The organism is Maribacter sp. Asnod2-G09 (assembly GCF_045063795.1).
In the GTDB taxonomy this organism is placed as follows: Bacteria; Bacteroidota; Bacteroidia; order Flavobacteriales; family Flavobacteriaceae; genus Maribacter.
Genome location: NZ_JBEFOA010000002.1, coordinates 602,757 through 622,256, shown reverse-complemented (window position 1 = coordinate 622,256; position 19,500 = coordinate 602,757). Strand labels below are relative to the sequence as shown.

The 19,500-nt window shown below is 35.7% G+C and carries 15 protein-coding genes and 1 tRNA gene; 3 read left to right on the top strand and 13 right to left on the bottom strand.

Annotated features, from left to right (window positions below; all coding sequences use genetic code 11):
* Positions 1 to 96: 96 nt before the first annotated feature.
* From ACJJVT_RS02730 to ACJJVT_RS02715, 4 genes are all read right to left on the bottom strand, one after another.
* Positions 97 to 480: a VOC family protein gene (locus ACJJVT_RS02730; RefSeq protein WP_324026117.1), complete on the bottom strand. Its 384-nt coding sequence runs from the start codon at positions 478 to 480 to the stop codon at positions 97 to 99.
* Positions 481 to 745: 265 nt separating this feature from the next.
* Positions 746 to 822: transfer RNA gene (locus tag ACJJVT_RS02725), tRNA-Pro, on the bottom strand.
* A gap of 175 nt (positions 823 to 997) precedes the next feature.
* Positions 998 to 1,909: an alpha/beta hydrolase gene (locus ACJJVT_RS02720; RefSeq protein WP_405396255.1), complete on the bottom strand. Its 912-nt coding sequence runs from the start codon at positions 1,907 to 1,909 to the stop codon at positions 998 to 1,000.
* A gap of 9 nt (positions 1,910 to 1,918) precedes the next feature.
* Entirely contained in the window at positions 1,919 to 2,656 is a 738-nt protein-coding gene (locus ACJJVT_RS02715; protein WP_405396253.1) for a M15 family metallopeptidase, read from the bottom strand.
* A gap of 103 nt (positions 2,657 to 2,759) precedes the next feature.
* On the opposite strand from ACJJVT_RS02715, the gene ACJJVT_RS02710 reads away from it, so the two are divergent.
* Positions 2,760 to 3,884, top strand: coding sequence for a glycoside hydrolase family 130 protein (locus tag ACJJVT_RS02710; RefSeq protein WP_405396251.1), 1,125 nt, complete (start codon positions 2,760 to 2,762; stop codon positions 3,882 to 3,884).
* A gap of 41 nt (positions 3,885 to 3,925) precedes the next feature.
* Positions 3,926 to 5,713, top strand: coding sequence for an arylsulfatase (locus tag ACJJVT_RS02705; protein WP_405396249.1), 1,788 nt, complete (start codon positions 3,926 to 3,928; stop codon positions 5,711 to 5,713).
* A 93-nt stretch (positions 5,714 to 5,806) separates the two neighbouring features.
* Here ACJJVT_RS02705 and ACJJVT_RS02700 read toward each other — a convergent pair whose 3' ends face one another.
* The 4 genes from ACJJVT_RS02700 to ACJJVT_RS02685 all read right to left on the bottom strand — a co-directional run bounded on the left by ACJJVT_RS02700 (position 5,807) and on the right by ACJJVT_RS02685 (position 10,599).
* Positions 5,807 to 6,628, bottom strand: coding sequence for a sugar phosphate isomerase/epimerase family protein (locus tag ACJJVT_RS02700; protein WP_405396247.1), 822 nt, complete (start codon positions 6,626 to 6,628; stop codon positions 5,807 to 5,809).
* 11 nt (positions 6,629 to 6,639) lie between these two features.
* Positions 6,640 to 7,362: a gluconate 2-dehydrogenase subunit 3 family protein gene (locus tag ACJJVT_RS02695; RefSeq protein WP_282050500.1), complete on the bottom strand. Its 723-nt coding sequence runs from the start codon at positions 7,360 to 7,362 to the stop codon at positions 6,640 to 6,642.
* A gap of 4 nt (positions 7,363 to 7,366) precedes the next feature.
* A complete protein-coding gene (locus tag ACJJVT_RS02690) occupies positions 7,367 to 9,088 on the bottom strand; it encodes a GMC family oxidoreductase (RefSeq protein WP_405396245.1) in 1,722 nt (573 codons plus the stop codon).
* Positions 9,089 to 9,219: 131 nt separating this feature from the next.
* Positions 9,220 to 10,599, bottom strand: coding sequence for a sialate O-acetylesterase (locus ACJJVT_RS02685; protein WP_405396242.1), 1,380 nt, complete (start codon positions 10,597 to 10,599; stop codon positions 9,220 to 9,222).
* Between the two features lie 144 nt (positions 10,600 to 10,743).
* Here ACJJVT_RS02685 and ACJJVT_RS02680 point away from each other — a divergent pair, with 144 nt between their 5' ends.
* Positions 10,744 to 12,117, top strand: a complete 1,374-nt coding sequence (locus ACJJVT_RS02680) for a Gfo/Idh/MocA family protein (protein WP_405396239.1) — start codon at positions 10,744 to 10,746, stop codon at positions 12,115 to 12,117.
* A 1-nt stretch (position 12,118) separates the two neighbouring features.
* On the opposite strand, the gene ACJJVT_RS02675 is transcribed toward ACJJVT_RS02680, so the two are convergent.
* From ACJJVT_RS02675 to ACJJVT_RS02655, 5 genes are all read right to left on the bottom strand, one after another.
* Positions 12,119 to 13,135, bottom strand: coding sequence for a LacI family DNA-binding transcriptional regulator (locus ACJJVT_RS02675; RefSeq protein ID WP_405396236.1), 1,017 nt, complete (start codon positions 13,133 to 13,135; stop codon positions 12,119 to 12,121).
* Between the two features lie 159 nt (positions 13,136 to 13,294).
* Positions 13,295 to 14,611, bottom strand: a complete 1,317-nt coding sequence (gene xylA, locus ACJJVT_RS02670; RefSeq protein ID WP_396627751.1) for a xylose isomerase — start codon at positions 14,609 to 14,611, stop codon at positions 13,295 to 13,297.
* Positions 14,612 to 14,621: 10 nt separating this feature from the next.
* The gene (locus tag ACJJVT_RS02665; RefSeq protein ID WP_405396233.1) at positions 14,622 to 16,109 is read right to left on the bottom strand and encodes a xylulokinase; all 1,488 of its coding nucleotides are present in this window, start codon (positions 16,107 to 16,109) and stop codon (positions 14,622 to 14,624) included.
* Positions 16,110 to 16,343: 234 nt separating this feature from the next.
* The gene (locus ACJJVT_RS02660; protein WP_405396230.1) at positions 16,344 to 16,985 is read right to left on the bottom strand and encodes a response regulator; all 642 of its coding nucleotides are present in this window, start codon (positions 16,983 to 16,985) and stop codon (positions 16,344 to 16,346) included.
* Between the two features lie 680 nt (positions 16,986 to 17,665).
* Complete coding sequence (locus ACJJVT_RS02655; protein ID WP_405396227.1) at positions 17,666 to 19,441, bottom strand: type IX secretion system membrane protein PorP/SprF; 1,776 nt, start codon at positions 19,439 to 19,441, stop codon at positions 17,666 to 17,668.
* Between the last annotated feature and the right edge of the window lie 59 nt (positions 19,442 to 19,500).

The window sequence follows — 19,500 nt, the reverse complement described above, 5'->3', positions numbered from 1 at the left end:
CTATAAGGCAGGTCTGCCAATGTAGCTAAGCTTTTGTTTTGCTTTATTTTTTATAGGTTGTATCCTAAATTCGGTTTTCCGTTCCTATTAGTCTATTTACTTAAAATCCAAGATTTGTTTTTCAAATTTTGAACTATCTTTAAATGCACATAAATTACCATCAGGGTCTCGGAACTTTGCAATTGTACCCCAAGAATGTTCTTGATAGTCCACTTCTATATTATTAGAAGCCAACTTATCCGCAAAAATTTTTACGTTTGGGACATTCATCCGCAAACACATTTTCGCCCTTTCCTTTAATTTTTTTTGTCCATTATATTCATCATCCAATTCCACCATCAAATATGCTTGTCCAAATTCATAACAAGTTAGATTTTTACTCTCAAACATTTTTTTGAGACCTAGAATATTTTCATAAAATTCCACACAACTTTTGTATTTAAGAGTATATAATATTATTCCAGTTCGGTCAAATTCCATTAGATGATTTAATCTTTATAGTTAGTCTACAATAACGGAATATAAGCAATTAGAAAATATAATACTATTCAAGACAAATACTCCCTTTTTAAGGCTTTCATGAATTAAAGTGGGATTTACATAATCCTAATGAACCCTCGTTGCAAATGACAAAGTGAAGGCTATCGCCTTATCACTTTTTTGATTCCAATCGTTTACAAAAACTATGTTTTTGACATTTTTGTAATCAAAAAAGTGAACCATTCACATGGTTCACTTTATCGCTTGGTCGGGATGACAGGATTTGAACCTGCGACCACTCGACCCCCAGCCGAGTGCGCTACCGGACTGCGCTACATCCCGAAATATTAATGGAAGAATATCTCCCTTATTTTATATAATTTTTCAACTACTTAAGATTCACTGTAGTGCAGTTTATCCTGAGCGTAGTCGAAGGGCTACATCCCGTAAAAATTCAGATTGCAAAAATAGAGAAGTTCTGTAGATTAGAATCTATCTTTTACCAAAACTTGAAATACTATCTCAAGGAAACTATCCAATCTATCAGCCGACCACTCCAATCTTTTAAATGCTCATCATGTAAACCTAATCCGAATCCGTGACCGCCTTTTGGGTAAATGTGCATGGTTGCCGAAACCCCTTTTTCCTTTACTGCCTTATAGAATAACAAGCTATTCTCTACCGGTACTACCGTATCATCGGTAGCATGAAGTAAAAATGTTGGTGGTGTTTGCTCGGTAACTTGTTTTTCATTCGAAAAGTAATCGACCATATCAATCGATGGGTTCTCCCCTATTAAATTCCTTTTTGATCCTTGGTGTGTCATTTCTCCAAAAGAAATTACAGGGTACCCTAATGCCATAAAATCTGGTCGGGCACTTTCATTATCCATTTCATCAACAGCTTTATACACTTTTTCATTAAAATGTGTTCCTAAGGTAGATGCTAAATGTCCCCCCGCAGAGAAACCAATTATTCCTATTTTATCTGATTTTAAATTAAACTGCTCAGCATTACTACGAACTAAGCGTATCGCTCTTTGTGCGTCAATTAACGGTACGTACTTTTTATCATTCTGAGAAACATCTGAAGGTAAACGATATTTCACCACGATACCCGCAATACCCTTACTATTGAAGAATTTTGCAATATCTGTACCTTCCCAATCATAAGCTAAGATACCATAGCCACCACCTGGAAAAATTAAAACCGCTTCGCCTGTTGCATCTCGTTTCGATGGCAAATAGACCTCCATCGTAGGTACCTGAACTTTACTAATTCGTAAAATTTCATCGTGCTCATGTACTTCCTTTTCTGAGTTCTTTATTTGATTAGGAATTTTATCCTTTGGCCATAAAGGTATAATGGTGTCTTGAGCGCTAACATTGCTCACAACAAGCAACAATAACAACAATAGTATGTTTTTCATATCATATGATTAATCTAATTCACAATCCCATTTAAAGTTGGCTATCGGGTCATGAGATGCGCCTTGTAAATTATAATGCCACCATTCGGTTCTGGTAGACCAGAATCCATGTTTTTCCATGGTTTCTTTAAGCAGCTTTCTATTATCTAAAATCTCTTGTGGTAAGTCAAAATTGTCATGATAAGCACGTTTTCCGAAGAAATCAAAATCAGATGGCATTTTTACTTCGTCTCCATCTAAAGTAACCAAAGTAATATCGACAGCCCCACCCTTATTGTGAATAGAACCTTTTACCGGGTTGGCTACGTATTGCGGATTAGGGACTATTTTCCACATTTTATACTGCACAGAATTTGGTCTGTAGCAATCATAAAATTTTATTTTTACGCCGTGCTTTTTAAATTCTTCATTTGCTTTTAATAATGCCTTTACAGTTTTTGCTCTTGTATAACATTCACCACAATCATATACCTGCTCTTTTAAAAAGTTATTATCCGTAGCATATCTTAAGTCATACGCAAAGCCATCGCTATAGTCTGCTAATCGAACGAATGTAGTATCTGCAACACCTTCCAAGCTTTTAAATACTGGTTTATCTGCTTTAGGTTCTATTATAGAATCTATTACAATTTCTACTACTGGCTTTTTATTGGCAACTGTATTTGTATTTTTAGCCTCTTCTTTACACCCTACCGTAAACACAAGAATTGTCATTACTAACAATACCCAAACGCTATTCTTAAACATGTTCTAATTTTATTTGCGTTTCAAGATACAGATTTTTACCTGAGGTGCTTTATCTTTAAAGTAGTTTCAATTAATAATTATCAATTCTATTTAACCAAAAACCATGAACAACCATATATTTCTATTTTTGAGCTTAGCACTATTATGTTTCTCATGTAAGAATGACAAGAAGCCATTAAATACGAATTTAGAAAAACCGGCATCTCCATGGCTCTTGGGTTTTCAGAAAACTGAGCTTAATCCAATAATGAAACCAGATTCTACCTATACATTTTTAGATCCGGTTTCTAAGAACGAAGTCCTTTGGCAAAAGGCAGATGTTTTTAATCCGGGAGCTATCGTAAAAAATGATACGGTATTTCTATTGTTTAGGGCAGAAGATAACCCTGATGCTATTTTAGGAGAAAGAACCTCACGCATCGGATTAGCCTTTAGTACTGACGGAATACACTTTACAAAATATGCGAAACCTGTACTTTTTCCCGATAACGATGAATTTGCAAAGTGGGACCAACCTGGTGGCGTAGAAGACCCTAGAATTGTTGAAACACCCGAAGGCACTTACATAATGCTTTATACAAGTTGGAATAATGAAGTTGCCAGACTTTCTAGCGCAACATCTAAAGATTTAAAAACTTGGATAAAAGAAGGTCCGGTTTTTGAAAATGCCTATGAAGGAAAATATTTAAACGAATGGAGTAAATCGGGATCAATTGTCAACGAATTAGTAAACGGACGACTAATTGCAAAAAAAAAAAATGGAAAGTATTTGATGTACTGGGGAGAGCTGTTCGTTAATCTTGCTACTTCTGAAAACGGAGTCGATTGGGAACCTAGCTTAACTGAAAAAGGTGATTTACTTCATAGTTTTAAACCGACTTTAAATGAGTATGATAGTCATTTAACCGAACCGGGACCCCCTGCATTATATACAGATGCGGGTATTCTCTTACTGTACAACGGTAAAAACTTAAGTGGAGATGGTGCAACTACTAAATACCCAGAAGGTACTTATTGTGGTGGGCAAGTCTTATTCGATAAAAATGATCCGACTAAAATGATTGAAAGAATGGAGGTACCTTTTATTTGCCCAAGCTTACCTCATGAAATTAGCGGACAATACAAAGCAGGCACTACCTTTATTCAAGGTTTAGTTTATTTTAAAAACAAGTGGTTTTTATATTATGGTACTGCCGACTCTATGGTTGGTTTGGCTATTAAAGAATAACTCGTAACCTGATTATGCTAAATAAAGTTCTAAAATAATTTATGAAATTCATAAAAGTTACTACCAGTCTACTAATTATACTTTTCACAATATCATGTTCAGAAAAAGTTAAAGAAAACAGCATTAAATCAGAAATAAAAAAACCCAGCATTATTCTATTTTTAGCTGATGATCAGGGCTGGGGAGATTTAAGTAGTAGCGGTAATCGCAATTTAAATACACCGAATATAGATGCTTTAAAGACTAATGGTGCATCGTTTATTAATTTTTACGTTCAGCCAGTTTGTTCGCCTACAAGGGCAGAAATATTAACGGGTAGATATTTTACCCGTACGGGCGTTTACGAAACTTCTTCTGGTGGTGAGCGTATAAATTTAAATGAAACTACCATAGCAGAAATACTACAAGAAGCTGGTTACCATACAGCAGCTTTCGGCAAATGGCATAATGGTATGCAACCACCATACCACCCAAATAGCAGAGGTTTTAACGAGTACTACGGATTCGCATCTGGGCATTGGGGCAACTACTTTAGCCCTATGTTAGAGCATAATGGAGCATTGGTAAAGGGCGATGGATTTTTGGTTGATGACCTGACGGATAAAGGACTTGAATTTATTGAACAAAATGCTGACCAATCTTTTTTCCTATACCTTCCTTATAACACTCCGCACAGTCCAATGCAGGTACCCGATGAGTTTTGGAATAAAATGAAGGACAAGTCTTTTGAATACTTATCTGATGAAAATTTAAATGAAGACCTTCAGTTTACTAAAGCTGCTTTGGCCATGGTCGAGAACATTGATTATAACGTTGGAAGAATTACTGATAAAATTAAAAATCTAAATCTCGAAGATGATACGATCATTATTTACCTTTCTGATAACGGACCTAATGCCTACCGTTGGAATGGTGGAATGAGAGGTAAAAAAGGTAATGTTGATGAAGGCGGAGTTAGAACTCCATTTTATATACAGTGGAGTAACCACATTCAAAAAGGATTACATCTTGATGAAATTGCCAGTGGTATTGATATTCTACCTACTCTTTGTAGCCTGCTTTCCATTCCTGTAAATACTGAATTACCAATTGATGGCGAAGATTTGAGTCCGATACTTTTAGGTGGAGAAATGGAAAATAAAAACCGATATATTTATAATCATTGGAACGGAAAGACTAGTATTAGAAGTCAAAAATTTAGACTAGATAACGAAAACAGACTATACGATATAACTAATGATAGAGGACAAACAAAAGATATTTCTAAATCTAACCCAGCCATAGTTAAAGCAATGCTTGAAGCTAAAATTAATTGGGAAATTGAAACTATCATTACCACCAAAGAAAATGATAATCGTGCTTTTACTATGGGTTACCCGAAAGCGATTTACACCCAATTACCTGCTAGAGATGGTGAAGCATATGGTAATATTAAACGGAGTAACCGTTGGCCAAACGACTCTTTTTTTACCAATTGGAAATCTGTAAATGATTCTATTACATGGAATGTAGATATACTAGAAGAAGGTCGTTTTCAAGTTGAATTGTATTACACCTGCCCAGAAAAAGATTTGGGTTCAATTGTAGAACTAAGTTTTAAAACCAGCAAAATAGTAACAAAAATTACCCAGTCTTTTGACCCACCCTTAATTGGCAAAGAAAATGACCGAGTACCTAGAATGGAATCTTATGTAAAGGAATTTAAGCCTTTAAACTTAGGGATTATATCATTACCTAAAGGAAAAGGCACTTTGACTCTTAAAGCAATTGAAATACCAAATAACCAAGTTGGCGATTTTAGATTATTACAATTCAAAAAGGTAGAATAGGCTTTCTCGCAAGTCAAATTTTAAATTTTTCTAAACAAAAAACCTCCTATTTAATTTAAAATAGAAGGTTGCATTGCACTTTTGGTTGTTGGTTTACTTCAAACTTTTTAGATACACTAAGCTCTTTGGTACTTGCGTAACAACATTCTTAGATTCATCTTCTATGAACATATATTCAATGCCTAATTTTTTAGCTTCAGCAACTACGCCAGCAATATCTATTTGTCCGGTTCCCAACACTACATTGGTATCATCTTCTTCATGACCGGTATTATTACCTTCAATACCTTTTTCCATATCTTTTAAATGTAAAAGGGTAAATTTCTTCGGATATTTTTTCATCAATGCCAACGGATCAGCACCGCCATGTTGCGCCCAGAAAACATCTAATTCAAAAGTAAAGTCTTTTGCATTCTGTGCCATATAGTCAAACAACGTTCCATTTTTATAAGGTCTAAATTCATACCCATGTGGGTGATAAGCCAATACGAGTCCGTTCTTCTTTAAAATCTTACCTGCCTTATTGAATACTTCTGTGGCATGTTTAGTTTCTTCTAAATCCCATTTATTATCATCGTGAGGTACCCATGCACACATTACATATTTAGCGCCGAAATCTTTAGCATTTTTTACGACCTTTTCTATATCATTTTCCAAGTCGCCAAAACTACCATTAATACTAACCATATCAAGATCATTTTCTGCTAGCAGAGCTTTAAAATCTTCTAATGGCATATCATAAGTTTCGCCACCTTCGATTTTGGTGATTCCCCATTCATTAATCAATCCCAGAGTGTTAGAAACATCCATTTTAAACTGATTTCTAAGGCTATATAACTGTAAACCTACCTCTTGACCTTGCGCTAAAAAACCACTACCCAAAAGGATAGTGGCAATCATTACTTTTTTTATCATCTTGATATTAATTACGTAAGTAAATTTCCTTCGTCATCCCATTCAGCCATAACGTTACGTTGACTTTGGTCTACACATTTTGCAATCCATTCTGGATCATAAGCTACACCGTGCTGGTCAAGTACATCTTGCGGTACACCGTCCCAAACGTTCGGTGAGTTTCCTTTATATCCTAAATCTGCAATACCAACTTTAGAGGTATAGTACCCTGTAACAGTCAAACCACGCATGGTATAGAAAAATTGAATTTCTAATGGTTGCTCGCTTAATGGTTTCTCAGTATCATGCCAGCAGATTTCATCACAAATCTGTTTTTTCTGCTCTAAAGTAGCCGACTTAAATTCGGTACCGAACTCCGTATTACTTTTATGATCTAACCACATTAAACCACCTAATAATGTAGGCGCCATTTCTGGAATGTCTTTACCCATAAATTCTACAAGTGCCGGCACCTCTGCTTCTATCGGACCACCATGTGGTTCTTTTGGAGGAAGTATCACAACACTTAAAGCTGCGATAGTTTCCATCTCATGCTCATTGAACAATTGCTCAGCGTTCAGTTTTTCTATACGATCCAATTCTTCTGGCGTTCTACCAAAAAACTTCTCACTGCTGGTTGAAATTACTTCATCTACAGATTCACCATTCTCAGTCTTACATGAATTGAAGACTAGCCCAGAGGTTGCCGCAGCACCACCGAGTATTAAAGTTTGTAAACTCTTTCTTCTATCCATCATCCTAAATATTTTGTGCCTTTAATTGTTCAATGATATAATCTGATGCTCTCCAAGAAAGCGCCATAATCGTCCAAGTACAGTTCTTATCTGCTTGAGATACAAATACCCCTGCATCTACAATAAATACATTATCTGCATCATGTAACTGCTGAAACTTATTGGTAACAGATGTTTTAGGATCATCTCCCATTCTTGTCGTACCTACCTCGTGAATGATCTCACCTGGTTTGTTCAATCCGTAATCTTTATCCTTACCTGGCTTGTCTCCTAAGTAATGACCTCCCATATTATGAATAATCTCTTCAAAGGTATCTTGCATGTGTTTCGCCTGATTTACCTCGTACTCTGAATGCTTATAGTTAAACTTTAAAACAGGTATACCAAATTGATCTACTGTTGTAGGATCGATTTCACAGTAATTGTCTTTGTAAGCAATTGCTTCTCCACGACCACCAAATCCTATTACAGATCCATAGTATTTCTTTACATCATCACGTAAGCTCTCACCATAACCACCAGATTTTAATCCGAAGTATTGGTTCAAGGCATTTGGATCCCAACCAAAACCGTAGTTAGGTTGACTCATACCACCCCAAACTTCAATATGATATCCTCTTGGGAAATTTAGTTTTGAGTTATCGCCCCACCAAGGTGAGTAAACGTGCATACCACCTACACCATCTTCATTATAAGATGTCTTTCTATTCATTAATCCTGGTATAACACCTGCAGCACCCGATCCTGTAGAATCATGTAAATATCTACCAACAAGGTTACTACTGTTTCCTAATCCGTTAGGGTGTTGCTTACTCTTAGAGTTTAAAAGTATACGTGCAGAACTACATGCAGATGCAGCTAAAACCACCACTTTACCTCTAAGGGTATATTCTTTTCTATCTTCTTTGTTGATGTACGATACACCTGTCGCCTTACCTTCGTCATTGGTAAGTACCTCACGCACCATTGAGTTCACAAACAGTTTTACCTGTCCACCACTCTTTTGAGCCGGAAAGATCAAACAACTACCTGCTGAGAAATCAGCATATATTTGACATGATCTACCACATTGCCCGCAATAGAAACAAACGCCACGATCTTCATTAATTCTTTTGGTCAACATTGAAAGTCTACCCGGTATCACCGGTATATTTGACTTCTTTGCGCCATTGATATAAAATAATTCGTGCAATCTTGGTTTCGGGGGAGGAAGAAAGAATCCGTCAGGATCATTTTCTCTACCTTCATTGGTGCCAAATACACCAATTAACTTGTCTAATTTATCGTAATATGGTTTAACATCTTCATATCCTATTGGCCAGTCATCGCCATGGCCATCACGGGTTTTTCCTTTAAAATCTTTAGGTCCGAAACGTAAAGAAATACGCCCCCAGTGATTGGTTCGTCCTCCTAGCATTCTTGCACGCCACCACTTAAATTCAGTACCTTCTGCGTGTGTATATGGCTCTCCTTCTACTTCCCAGTCTCCCCAAGACATATCCCACTCACCAAAAGCACGGGTTGTTCCTGCTCCTCTTCGTGGTGAATCATATGGTTGTTTTAATTGCGTCATGGTTTTTGGATCAGCTGGGTCAAAAAATGGACCCGCCTCTACAACAGCTACATTTAAACCTGCATCTGCCAATTGTTTGGTAGCCATACCACCACCAGCTCCTGAACCTACGATGATAACATCAAAGATTTCTGAGGATTCTTTTATCTGCATAATTTGAAATTAGTTATTGATTACAATTTAACTATTTAATAAAATAAAAACCTGTGTTTTTAGCTGAATAACATTCGTTACTGGACGGACGGATATTTTTTAAGCACATTAGTCAGTTTATGGCAACTTTGTTATTCACTTATAAATGTAGAAGCCGGTAAACCCTCTTTATTGAACAAGGTACTTATGTCTGTACTTTTAAAAGCATACCTCACCCCTGTCGGATTTTTCACTTCTTTTGAGCTTACTACTACCTCATTATTCTTCAATTTTGCCTTCGCAGAAAACCATTCTCCGGCAGCATTTGAAACTTCAAACAATGTTATTTTCTTTCCTTTATTATATAATCCGTCGGCGTGAGTGAAATTCACTTTTAATTGATTGCCGTCTACTTCAAAAGATTCGTAAAGCGGACCATATACTTCTGTATCGGCTAATAAACCGTAGTGATTTTTCAACGCGATATTCGCCAATCGTAAACCTACATCTTGTTTATTTAAAGGGTGAATGTTTTCGGTCGTACAAATATCACTGGTCATAGCCATACCCGTATTTTTCAACGCTAAAGTTCTTCGTTGCTGGTCGCGTACCATACCACCCGCAAACTCTTGATCATATTTAAATGGCGCTATTTGTACATAATAAAATGGAAAATCGTTATTCCATTCTGTACGCCAAGAAGTAATCATTTTACTAAAAAGCTCTTGGTAGCTTTCTGCGTTTGCCGTATTAGCTTCGCCTTGATACCAAAGTGTACCTGCAATCTTAAACTTGGTCAACGGTGCGATCATGCCATTATACAATGTAGATTTCTCTACCGTTACCCATTTATTTGGTTCTACTTTTTTGTGCGCTTCTACCAATTCAGGGTGTTCTTTAAAAACAGACGCCGGAGTCCAGACTTCTGCGCTAGATGCTCCCCATGCGTTATCTATTAATCCGATGGGAATATTTAACTCTTTTTGAACTTTTCTCGCAAAAAAATAGGCAACAGCACTAAAGTTTTGCATGGTTTCAGGCGAACAAGCTACCCATGTACCTGCCGTATCTTCTTGTGGATATTTAGCAGTTCTCTTCGCTACTGTAAACATTCGAATATTCGGGTAATTTGCATTCTCGACTTCAAAATCTCTATTCGCGATTTTACTGTTTGCACTCCACTCCATATTACTTTGCCCAGAGCAAAGCCACACCTCGCCTATCAATACATCTTTCAAAGTAATTTCGTTTTTACTACCCTTAAATGTTATTTGAAACGGTCCGCCTGCTTGTGGTGTTTTTACATTGATTTCCCATTTTGCATCATTACCTGTTTTAACGGCAACGGTCTCATCGTTCCAACTTGTGTAAATCGTAAACTCTTCATTAGGGTCTGCCCAGCCATACAACAAAACGTCGCTTTCTCGCTGCAAGACCATTTCATTAGAGAATATTTTAGGTAATGTAATTTCAGCCTTGGTAAAAGTAGTAACCACCAGGCACAGCATCATCAGTATAAAACGTAAATTCATTGTATGTAATAAAATTTTGATTTAAATATACCTATTTATGCCTCATATTAACAAATTCATAATCATTGAATATTATTTTTGAAGTATTTGCTATCTTAACTACTTTATTTGTGATGTTCATAATCTACTTAAACTCAACTTGTCATGCCTAAGCAACCTCAATCATTAAAGCGAAGAAATTTTATTAAAGCAGCATCGGCATCGCTACTATTTACTTCTTTACCTTCTTACGCTTTTGAATTTTTCGCAGACGAAAAGCCAAAAAAAGTAGCACTTATCGGTACTGGTTGGTATGGTACAGGCGATTTATTACGTCTTATTCAGGTGGCAAATGTAGAAGTGGTTTCGCTTTGTGATGTTGATACCAATCAATTAAATACTGCAGCACAATTAGTTTCTGAGCGGCAAAAAAATGGCAAAAAACCAAAACTTTTTTCTGATTATAGAACCATGTTGAAAAGCGACAAATTAGATATTGTTCTTATAGGCACACCCGATCATTGGCATGCTTTAACTTGTATTGCCGCCTTAAAATCTGGAGCTCACGTTTATGTTCAAAAACCGATTAGTGTAGATGTTATGGAGGGTGAAGCAATGGTCACTGCTGCTAGAAAATATAACAAAGTCGTACAAGTGGGTACACAGCGAAAAAGTACGCCGCACCTTATAGATGCTAAAAAGCAAATTATTGATGCCGGATTGCTAGGTACCATTGGTCACGTAGATATGAGTTGCTATTATCATATGCGTGCCAATGGAAATCCGCCAGAGCAAGAAGTGCCTGATTTCTTTGATTATGAAATGTGGACAGGTCCCGCACCTATGAGACCTTATGACGGATTACCGCACAAAAGATGGTGGCGTACATTTCGAGAATATGGAAACGGAATTACAGGTGATATGTGTGTACACATGTTAGATACCGTTCGTTGGATGCTCGATTTAGGATGGCCCAAACGGATTAGTTCTGAAGGCGGAATTTTTGTTCAGAAGGATGGAAAATCGAACATATCCGACACCCAATCTGCCGTATTCGAATATGACGACCATAATTGTAATTGGCAGCATAGAACATGGGGAAACCCAGATGATACTGATTACCCCTGGGCTTTTAAAATATACGGAGAAAAAGGTGTTCTAATGGGCGATGTGATGAAAGCGGAATTTATACCTGTAGATGGTAGTGAAACTATTCGCTTTGATGTTGTTTATGAGAAAGAGAAATATCCTGAAGACTTATCTGAAAAAGATATTGAATTACATGCCGCACCGGCTACTCGTAAGCATATGATAGATTTTTTAAATGCTATACAAAACAATACCAAACCCGTTGCTGATATTGAAAACGGACACATTTCTACCGCTAGCTGTATTTTAGCTAATTTATCGATGGATCTAAAAAGACCTTTAATATATGACCCAGAAAGTAGAACGGTCATAAACGACCCAGAAGCTACTACATTATTGCAACGTGACTATCGTGGCGAATGGATACACCCACACCCAGATTCGGTCTAGTTTATTGTAGTTTTTTGGTGGAATCTCTTACCAGCAAGCTCGTTTTCACAACCTTAGTCTCATACGGCAAACCAGGGTTTTTAATTCTGTTAATCAACAGTTTAGCGGTTTGCTCGCCTATATATTTACCATGCTGACTCACCATTGTTAATGACGGAGTTACGTATTTAGATAACTGTCCGTTTGTAAAGCCTATTATTGAAATATCATTTGGTACATTATATCCTCTTGCTTTCACTACTTCTAAAACTTGAACGGCAATTAGTTCATCGATACCTATAATACCATCTATGGTTTTATAATTCAGTAGAAAAGACATCAATAAATCTAAATCATCTTTTACGGTAAGGTTGATAACCAGCTTAGCATCAAAAGGAATATCTAATTCTTCTAACGCTTTTTTATATCCTAAAAGTCTTAATTTACCAACGCTTGAACTAGATATCGGGTTAACGACCGCTATATTTTTACAACCAATATTTATTAGGTGTTTGGTAATTTTATACCCAGCCTCTAAATCATCAACAACAACCTTATCGCATTGTACGTTTTCTGAAACCCTATCAAAAAGTACTACAGGAATATCGTTATTAATTACATCGATTAATGCTTCGTGCGTGTCTTCGTTCTGACTTTCTTCTGCTAACGACATAATTACGCCATCTACAGTACCCGCGTCAAAAAACTCAAGTGTTTTCGTTTCTTTGGCACTAGATTCATTACTAATACAACTAATGATATTATAGCCACTTTCATTGGCTACCTTTTCAATACCGTATAGAACTTGAACGAAAAAGTAATTTAAAATATTGGGTACGATTACACCAATGGTCTTGGTACTCTTATTCAATAAGTTAAGTGCCAAACGGTTAGGCTTGTAATGCTTCTCTTTAGCGTATGCCTGAATCTTTATCTTTAGGTCAGTACTAATTTCGTGACTATCATTTATCGCTTTAGAAACGGTAGAGATAGAAACACCAAAATGCCCAGCAATATCTTTTAGAGTTACTTTTTTCATAATTAATACTGCAAAAGAACAGATTTAAATTGACATTTAAATTATTCGTAAAAGCAAACTGTCCCTAATGGTAAAACCACGGGACAGTTATTTTCATTTTTTATAAAACTCATTGCCCAAAATAACAACTATTCTAGAATAGTAAAAGGGCTAAAAGATTTATATGTATTGATTAATGATATTCTCAAACAATTCTTGCTTGCCACTCTGCAATTCTAACTCACCATTTTCTTTGGCGATATTGTAAAGGTCTTTCATATCTAACTTACCGTTTTCGAAATCTTTTCCTTTACCAGAATCAAAAGAACTGTATCTATTTTCACGTAACTTGTTATATGAAGACGATTCGATAATTTTATCTGCAGTGATCAATGCTCTTGCAAATGTATCTGCACCACCAATATGTGCATGGAAAACGTCTTCTAAGTCCGTACTATTTCTTCTTATTTTTGCATCAAAATTTACTCCGCCACCTTGTAATCCGCCAGCTGCTAAGAATACCAACATGGCTTCTGTTGTTTCTTGAATGTTGTTTGGGAATTGATCGGTATCCCAACCATTTTGGTAATCACCTCTATTAGCATCTAAACTACCTAACATACCAGCTTTTGCTGCTACAGCAATTTCATGCTGAAAAGTGTGCTGTGCCAATGTTGCATGGTTCACCTCAATATTCATTTTAAAATCGTTCTCTAAACCATATTCTTTTAGAAAACCAATTGCAGTAGCACTATCAAAATCGTACTGATGCTTCATTGGCTCCATTGGTTTTGGCTCTATAAAGAAATTCCCTTTAAACCCTTGGCTACGCGCGTAATCTCTTGCCATAGTCAAAAACTGCCCCATGTGATCTACTTCGCGACCTAAATCTGTATTCAATAAAGACATATAACCTTCTCTACCGCCCCAGAAAACATAATTCTCACCACCTAAGGCGATGGTAGCATCTAAAGCCAATTTAATTTGACCACCTGCTCTTGCCAATACATTAAAATCAGGATTGGTAGATGCCCCGTTCATGTATCTTGGGTTTGAGAAACAGTTCGCCGTACCCCAAAGTAATTTCTTGCCAGATTCTTTTTGCTTCTCTTTTAAGTAGTCAGTTATCGTTGCCAATCTCTTTTCAGATTCTGCAAACGTTGACCCTTCTTGAATTAAATCGAAATCATGAAAACAATAGTAGTCAAACCCTATTTTATCAAAAAATTCAAAAGCGGCATCTGCCTTATCTTTAGCTGCTTGAACGGCATCAGAAGATTTATCCCACTCAAAACTCTGTGTACCAGGACCAAATGGATCTGAACCTTGACCGCAGAATGTATGCCAATAAGCCGTTGAAAACTTAAAGTGATCACGCATGGTTTTACCCGCTACTACTTGATCAGGATTATAGTATTTAAAAGCTAACGGATTGTCAGATTCCTTGCCCTCAAATTTAATTTTGTCTATTCCTTTAAAATATTCTTTGTTTGCCATTATGTTGATTTTATAAGTTGTTCAATATTAATTCCAATTCTTTTTTCCAAGTTGCATAAGCTTCTTGGTATGCTTTTTTATCTTTCTTCGGACTAAAAGTCATTACGTAATCATTATCTAAAATTGCCTTACCGAATGCTTCAAAATCGCCTTTGTACAAGTTTGCCGCTCTTGCCGCGCCAATTGCCCCAGTAGTATCATAAATTTCAATATCATACCCTATTAAGGTTGCCACCGTATTCGAAAATATCTCTGAACGAAAAAGGTTGTCGTTACCGGCACGCATCACGTTCACTTTAATTCCGTCAGATTCCATGATTTCCATTCCGTAAACAAAAGAAAAGGCAATACCTTCTAATGCAGAACGACATAAATGACCCTTACCATGATTATTTAAATTTAGGTTGAGAATTCTTGTACCTAATTCTTTACTTTGCAACATTCTTTCGGCACCGTTACCAAACGGAATCATTGTGACACCATCTGAACCAATTGGTACTTCATTTGCCAATGTATTCATCTCTTCGTAAGATGCAACATCTAAATTATTCAATAACCATCTATATTGAATACCCGCTCCGTTAATACAAAGTAGTTTACCAATTCTGGCTGGTTTACCAGGTGAATAATTTACGTGTGCAAAGTTGTTTACTCGTGAACTTTCTTTCACAGAAAGATTATCTGTCACGGCATATACCACTCCTGATGTACCACCAGTAGCCGCAACTTCACCAGGGTTAAAAACATTTAATGTCAATGCGTTATTTGGTTGATCGCCTGCTCTATATAATATGGGTGTACCCGTTGATAATCCACTTTCTGTTGCCCCTTTTTCATTTACTTTAGATTGTACAGAAAAGGTATCAACGATATCGGGAATCATTTCTTTATCCAATCCATATTGATCTAATACCAAATCAGCAATTGCGTCCTTTTTGAAATCCCAAAAAATACCTTCTGACAAACCCGAAACTGTAGTATTCGCAACACCCGATAATTTATAGGCGATGTAATCGCCCGGAAGCATCATTTTATAAATCTGCGCGTAAATTTCGGGCTCATTTTCTTTGACCCATTTTAATTTAGAAGCCGTAAAGTTTGAAGGGGAATTTAAAAGATGTGTATCGCAAGTTTCTGCTCCTATTTCTTCATAGGCTGTTTGACCAATGCCCACTGCCCTACTGTCACACCAAATTATAGATTTTCTTAAGGCATTTCCTTCTTTATCAATAAGCACTAGACCGTGCATTTGATATGATATTCCGATACCTGAAATATCAGATTTAATAATATTTTCTTGTACACATAATTTCTCGATACCGCTACAAACGTAGCGCCACCAATCTTCTGGACTTTGTTCTGCCCAGCCATTTTTTACAGCTTCCATAGACATTTCTGTCTCTGGCTCTGTAACTACTCCAACACTTTTTCCTGTTGAAGCATTTACCAAAGCAATCTTAATAGATGAACTTCCGATATCTAATCCTAAATGGTACATAAATAGTATAAATTGGTTTGCTGTAATAAGTTAAACCAAAAATAGTTACTATACCGACCATTCAATATTTGTACTACGAAATATTATCGTAAATAGAATTTTCAGAAATATAAAAATCTCAATAATATTTTATAATAATTTGATTGTCAGCTATTTAAATATATTTTGAAAAACAATTTATTTTCGAAAAGGTTTTCGCACTACTCTAGAAATCAATACTTAACAAATAGCACTTTAATACTGTTCTAACTGATTTTGAAGCTGCTCTAACTTTGAAAGCGCTTCTGATTTAGAGTTTACATCTAACTTTAAATAGATATTCTGTATATGGAAATTCACTGCACTGGGAGTTACAAATAACTTTTGCGCAATCATTTTATAAGTAGCTCCTTGACATAAAAAGTCTACAATTTGATTTTCTCTTTCAGAGAAAAAGGCAAATGTCTTTCTATGAAAATTACTAATGATTTTCTTAACGATATCATTGCTCATCGCTGCACCTTCTTTCTCCATACTACGTAATGCATGTTCTAATTTATCTAAGGTCAATGGTTTTGTTAAATAACCATTTGCTCCTTTCTTGAATGCATTTTTAATAATGTCAAAATCATTGATTTCACTGAACATGATGATATTTACTTCCCAGTCTTTTTTCTTGAAAAGTTTAATGGCATCTACCCCATTCATATCATCCAATTCAATTTCTGAAAGTACAATATGAGGTTTGGTAAACTTATAATCTTTAATGGCATCTTTGGCAGATGTATAGCTGCCTACCACTTCATAACCATCAATTTCTTCGAAGTGATTTTTATATACAGAATGTAATGAGGTATCTTTTTCTAATACTATTATTCTAATGCTTGAATTTTTCATAATCTCCATAGTTTTTGAAGCTATCATTCTAAAAAAGAACAATAACTACAGTTAGTTTTGAGAAATTTCAATCAACTTTTACAAGGATTGAATAACTAAACAATAGACATGTATTATGACCTAATAGTGTATGCTATACGTTCACTTTTACATATATAATGACAAATAATGCCCTGAAGAACAATCAAAACATTTAGATTGTACTTCGCAATTGTTTAGTAAAAATTAAATCAAAAACGGATTACCGCTTGTGAATCAATTCATAAAACTGAGGCGTTTGCCAAACTTTGGATTAATGAGATTTCGGAGTTCTAAAATGATAGAAATCTTGTGAAGAAAAAAATGTGTTTTGAAACCGGAATTTAGTAGGTAAAATTCATTCATGGTTGTGGGGGGATTTGGGGTTATACAATTGGGTTTGAATCTTATTGGTGATCGAAATATATATATTAATACAATATACCCGTTGAAAACATAAGAATTTTCGTTCAAATACAACCTTTTTATAAAAAATAAGGTAATTCGTCGATAGTTAACATAAAGTTAAAACCGAGATTCACCACCAATGTAAACCAAAAATAAAGGAGGGAACCCAGTTATCCCCCCGGACAACAACCCCTCCTTTTATTGACAATTCAAATCAACCATATAACCGTAAAGGTTTATAGATTTTTAATATGTTACTCTATACTTATATCATCATCTTCAAAAGTATTAGATGCAGTCGCCGTTGTTTCGCTTACTTGCATAATCCATTTCTCTTGATTGTATTTTCCATTTAAATCTGTACTTGCTGCCATTTGTGCATCGTTCTTATAATCGTAATCTGCTAAGTACACATAATACAGACCGTTTTCTTTATTGTAAAATTGTTTAGGGTCTAATCCTTTCTCACGTAAATCTTTCATAAATGCATTCATATACTTTGTTTGGCTATATACATTTGCAATTACATAGTAACCAGAATTCATATCGATAACATTAGCATCTACCATCATTTTCACCGGTAACTCTTTAAAATTATCTCTTGTAAACGGAAATTCTTTAAAATTTGCTCTTCTGGAAGAAGTTGCTGTTGCTACAGTTGATGATGTAGTTGCGGTAGCAAAAGCATCTGCAGGTTCTGTTACAAAATCAATTGCATCATTATTTAAATCGTTAGAAGCATAAGATGTGTTTTCCTCTACGCTAAAGTCTTGCAAAGAGCTCTTGATCGTTGTATCAATATCATTACGTAACATTCTAACAATTAACTCGAATCGTTCTTCAAATGCTGCTATTCTTTCAATCTCTATAGAATCTTGACGTAGAATCAACTCATCTAAAATAATTTTGTTCTCATATGCTAAACTACTTTCTGAAGCCGTAGAAGTAGCTTTAGAAGATGCATCTTGTCTCTTACGACCCGATTTTCTAGCACTATCTCTTTCTTCTATTAAATGAGCTATCTGCTCTTCATAATTACGTACTATATTATCTATTTGATTGTCTGATGAATTATCTGCTACCGATATCGCCAAATCATCATCTTTGAATTTGTAAGCTAAAGTGATTTCATGATTCCAACCTAAATTAGCATCTTCACTTGATAAATCTTTCTCCATTAAATACCCTAAAGACATTTTCTCACTTAGGTTAAAACCAACACCTGCCGCTACACCATACTCTTCATCTACCGTTGTTTGTAACCATCCGTAGTTTGGCATGTCTAATAATAACGATCCAAAGTAATATAAACTACCATCATAATTTTGACCCACTTGTGCCATTGGCATTAAACGAGCATCTGTGAAAAGTCCTCTTGAATGTTCGAATGAGTGTGTATACTGTACCGAAGCCTTTACACTCTTTGTAGACAATTCGGTTAAAAATTCGTTCGTTGTTTGATTGTATTTAAAAAGGTCTTCTGCATAGAACCCAAAATCGAACTTACCTAAAGACAAGTTCATACCTGGTTGTATGGCAATCTTACTTTCTTTTCTTGCATCTGCCAATTTTGGATCGTCTTCACCTACGACAATCCTGTTTTTATCTAAACCTTGATTGAAATAGGTTACGTTCGTACCAAAGGTTAATACAGATTTCTCTCCTAATCGTACTGCCGATGCGTAGTTGGCATTGAAACCAAATTCTTGCACAACACCAGACCATTGGCTGTAAACACCAATACCTACTGCAGTATTTTCGTTTAATTTATTACTGAAACCTAAAAAATAGTTTTGACTATTATCTTCGAATGTTGCAGATTGATTTCTATGTAAAATGTTTAAATATGATTTATTCTCACGTACCAAAGAGAACGTAGGGTTTATAAAAAACCTGTTGAAGAATAATTGGTTGTGGTACGTACTGCTTGATCCTAAATTTGCATTGGTTTCTTGACCTTTTACTGTTTGGACAAGAGCCAATAAGAATAAAGCAATAAGAAAACTATTGATTTTATAAGGACTTTCCATAACGATTGATTTTGTGATTAGAATTGAATTTGTCAAATGAATTGGGGGAAATGAATAAT

Coding starts and splice junctions, on each gene's coding strand:
- ACJJVT_RS02730 (WP_324026117.1), bottom strand. CDS start 480: ATGGAATTTGACCGAACTGGAATAATATTATATACTCTTAAATACAAA.
- ACJJVT_RS02720 (WP_405396255.1), bottom strand. CDS start 1,909: ATGAAAAACATACTATTGTTGTTATTGTTGCTTGTTGTGAGCAATGTT.
- ACJJVT_RS02715 (WP_405396253.1), bottom strand. CDS start 2,656: ATGTTTAAGAATAGCGTTTGGGTATTGTTAGTAATGACAATTCTTGTG.
- ACJJVT_RS02710 (WP_405396251.1), top strand. CDS start 2,760: ATGAACAACCATATATTTCTATTTTTGAGCTTAGCACTATTATGTTTC.
- ACJJVT_RS02705 (WP_405396249.1), top strand. CDS start 3,926: ATGAAATTCATAAAAGTTACTACCAGTCTACTAATTATACTTTTCACA.
- ACJJVT_RS02700 (WP_405396247.1), bottom strand. CDS start 6,628: ATGATAAAAAAAGTAATGATTGCCACTATCCTTTTGGGTAGTGGTTTT.
- ACJJVT_RS02695 (WP_282050500.1), bottom strand. CDS start 7,362: ATGGATAGAAGAAAGAGTTTACAAACTTTAATACTCGGTGGTGCTGCG.
- ACJJVT_RS02690 (WP_405396245.1), bottom strand. CDS start 9,088: ATGCAGATAAAAGAATCCTCAGAAATCTTTGATGTTATCATCGTAGGT.
- ACJJVT_RS02685 (WP_405396242.1), bottom strand. CDS start 10,599: ATGAATTTACGTTTTATACTGATGATGCTGTGCCTGGTGGTTACTACT.
- ACJJVT_RS02680 (WP_405396239.1), top strand. CDS start 10,744: ATGCCTAAGCAACCTCAATCATTAAAGCGAAGAAATTTTATTAAAGCA.
- ACJJVT_RS02675 (WP_405396236.1), bottom strand. CDS start 13,135: ATGAAAAAAGTAACTCTAAAAGATATTGCTGGGCATTTTGGTGTTTCT.
- xylA (WP_396627751.1), bottom strand. CDS start 14,611: ATGGCAAACAAAGAATATTTTAAAGGAATAGACAAAATTAAATTTGAG.
- ACJJVT_RS02665 (WP_405396233.1), bottom strand. CDS start 16,109: ATGTACCATTTAGGATTAGATATCGGAAGTTCATCTATTAAGATTGCT.
- ACJJVT_RS02660 (WP_405396230.1), bottom strand. CDS start 16,985: ATGAAAAATTCAAGCATTAGAATAATAGTATTAGAAAAAGATACCTCA.
- ACJJVT_RS02655 (WP_405396227.1), bottom strand. CDS start 19,441: ATGGAAAGTCCTTATAAAATCAATAGTTTTCTTATTGCTTTATTCTTA.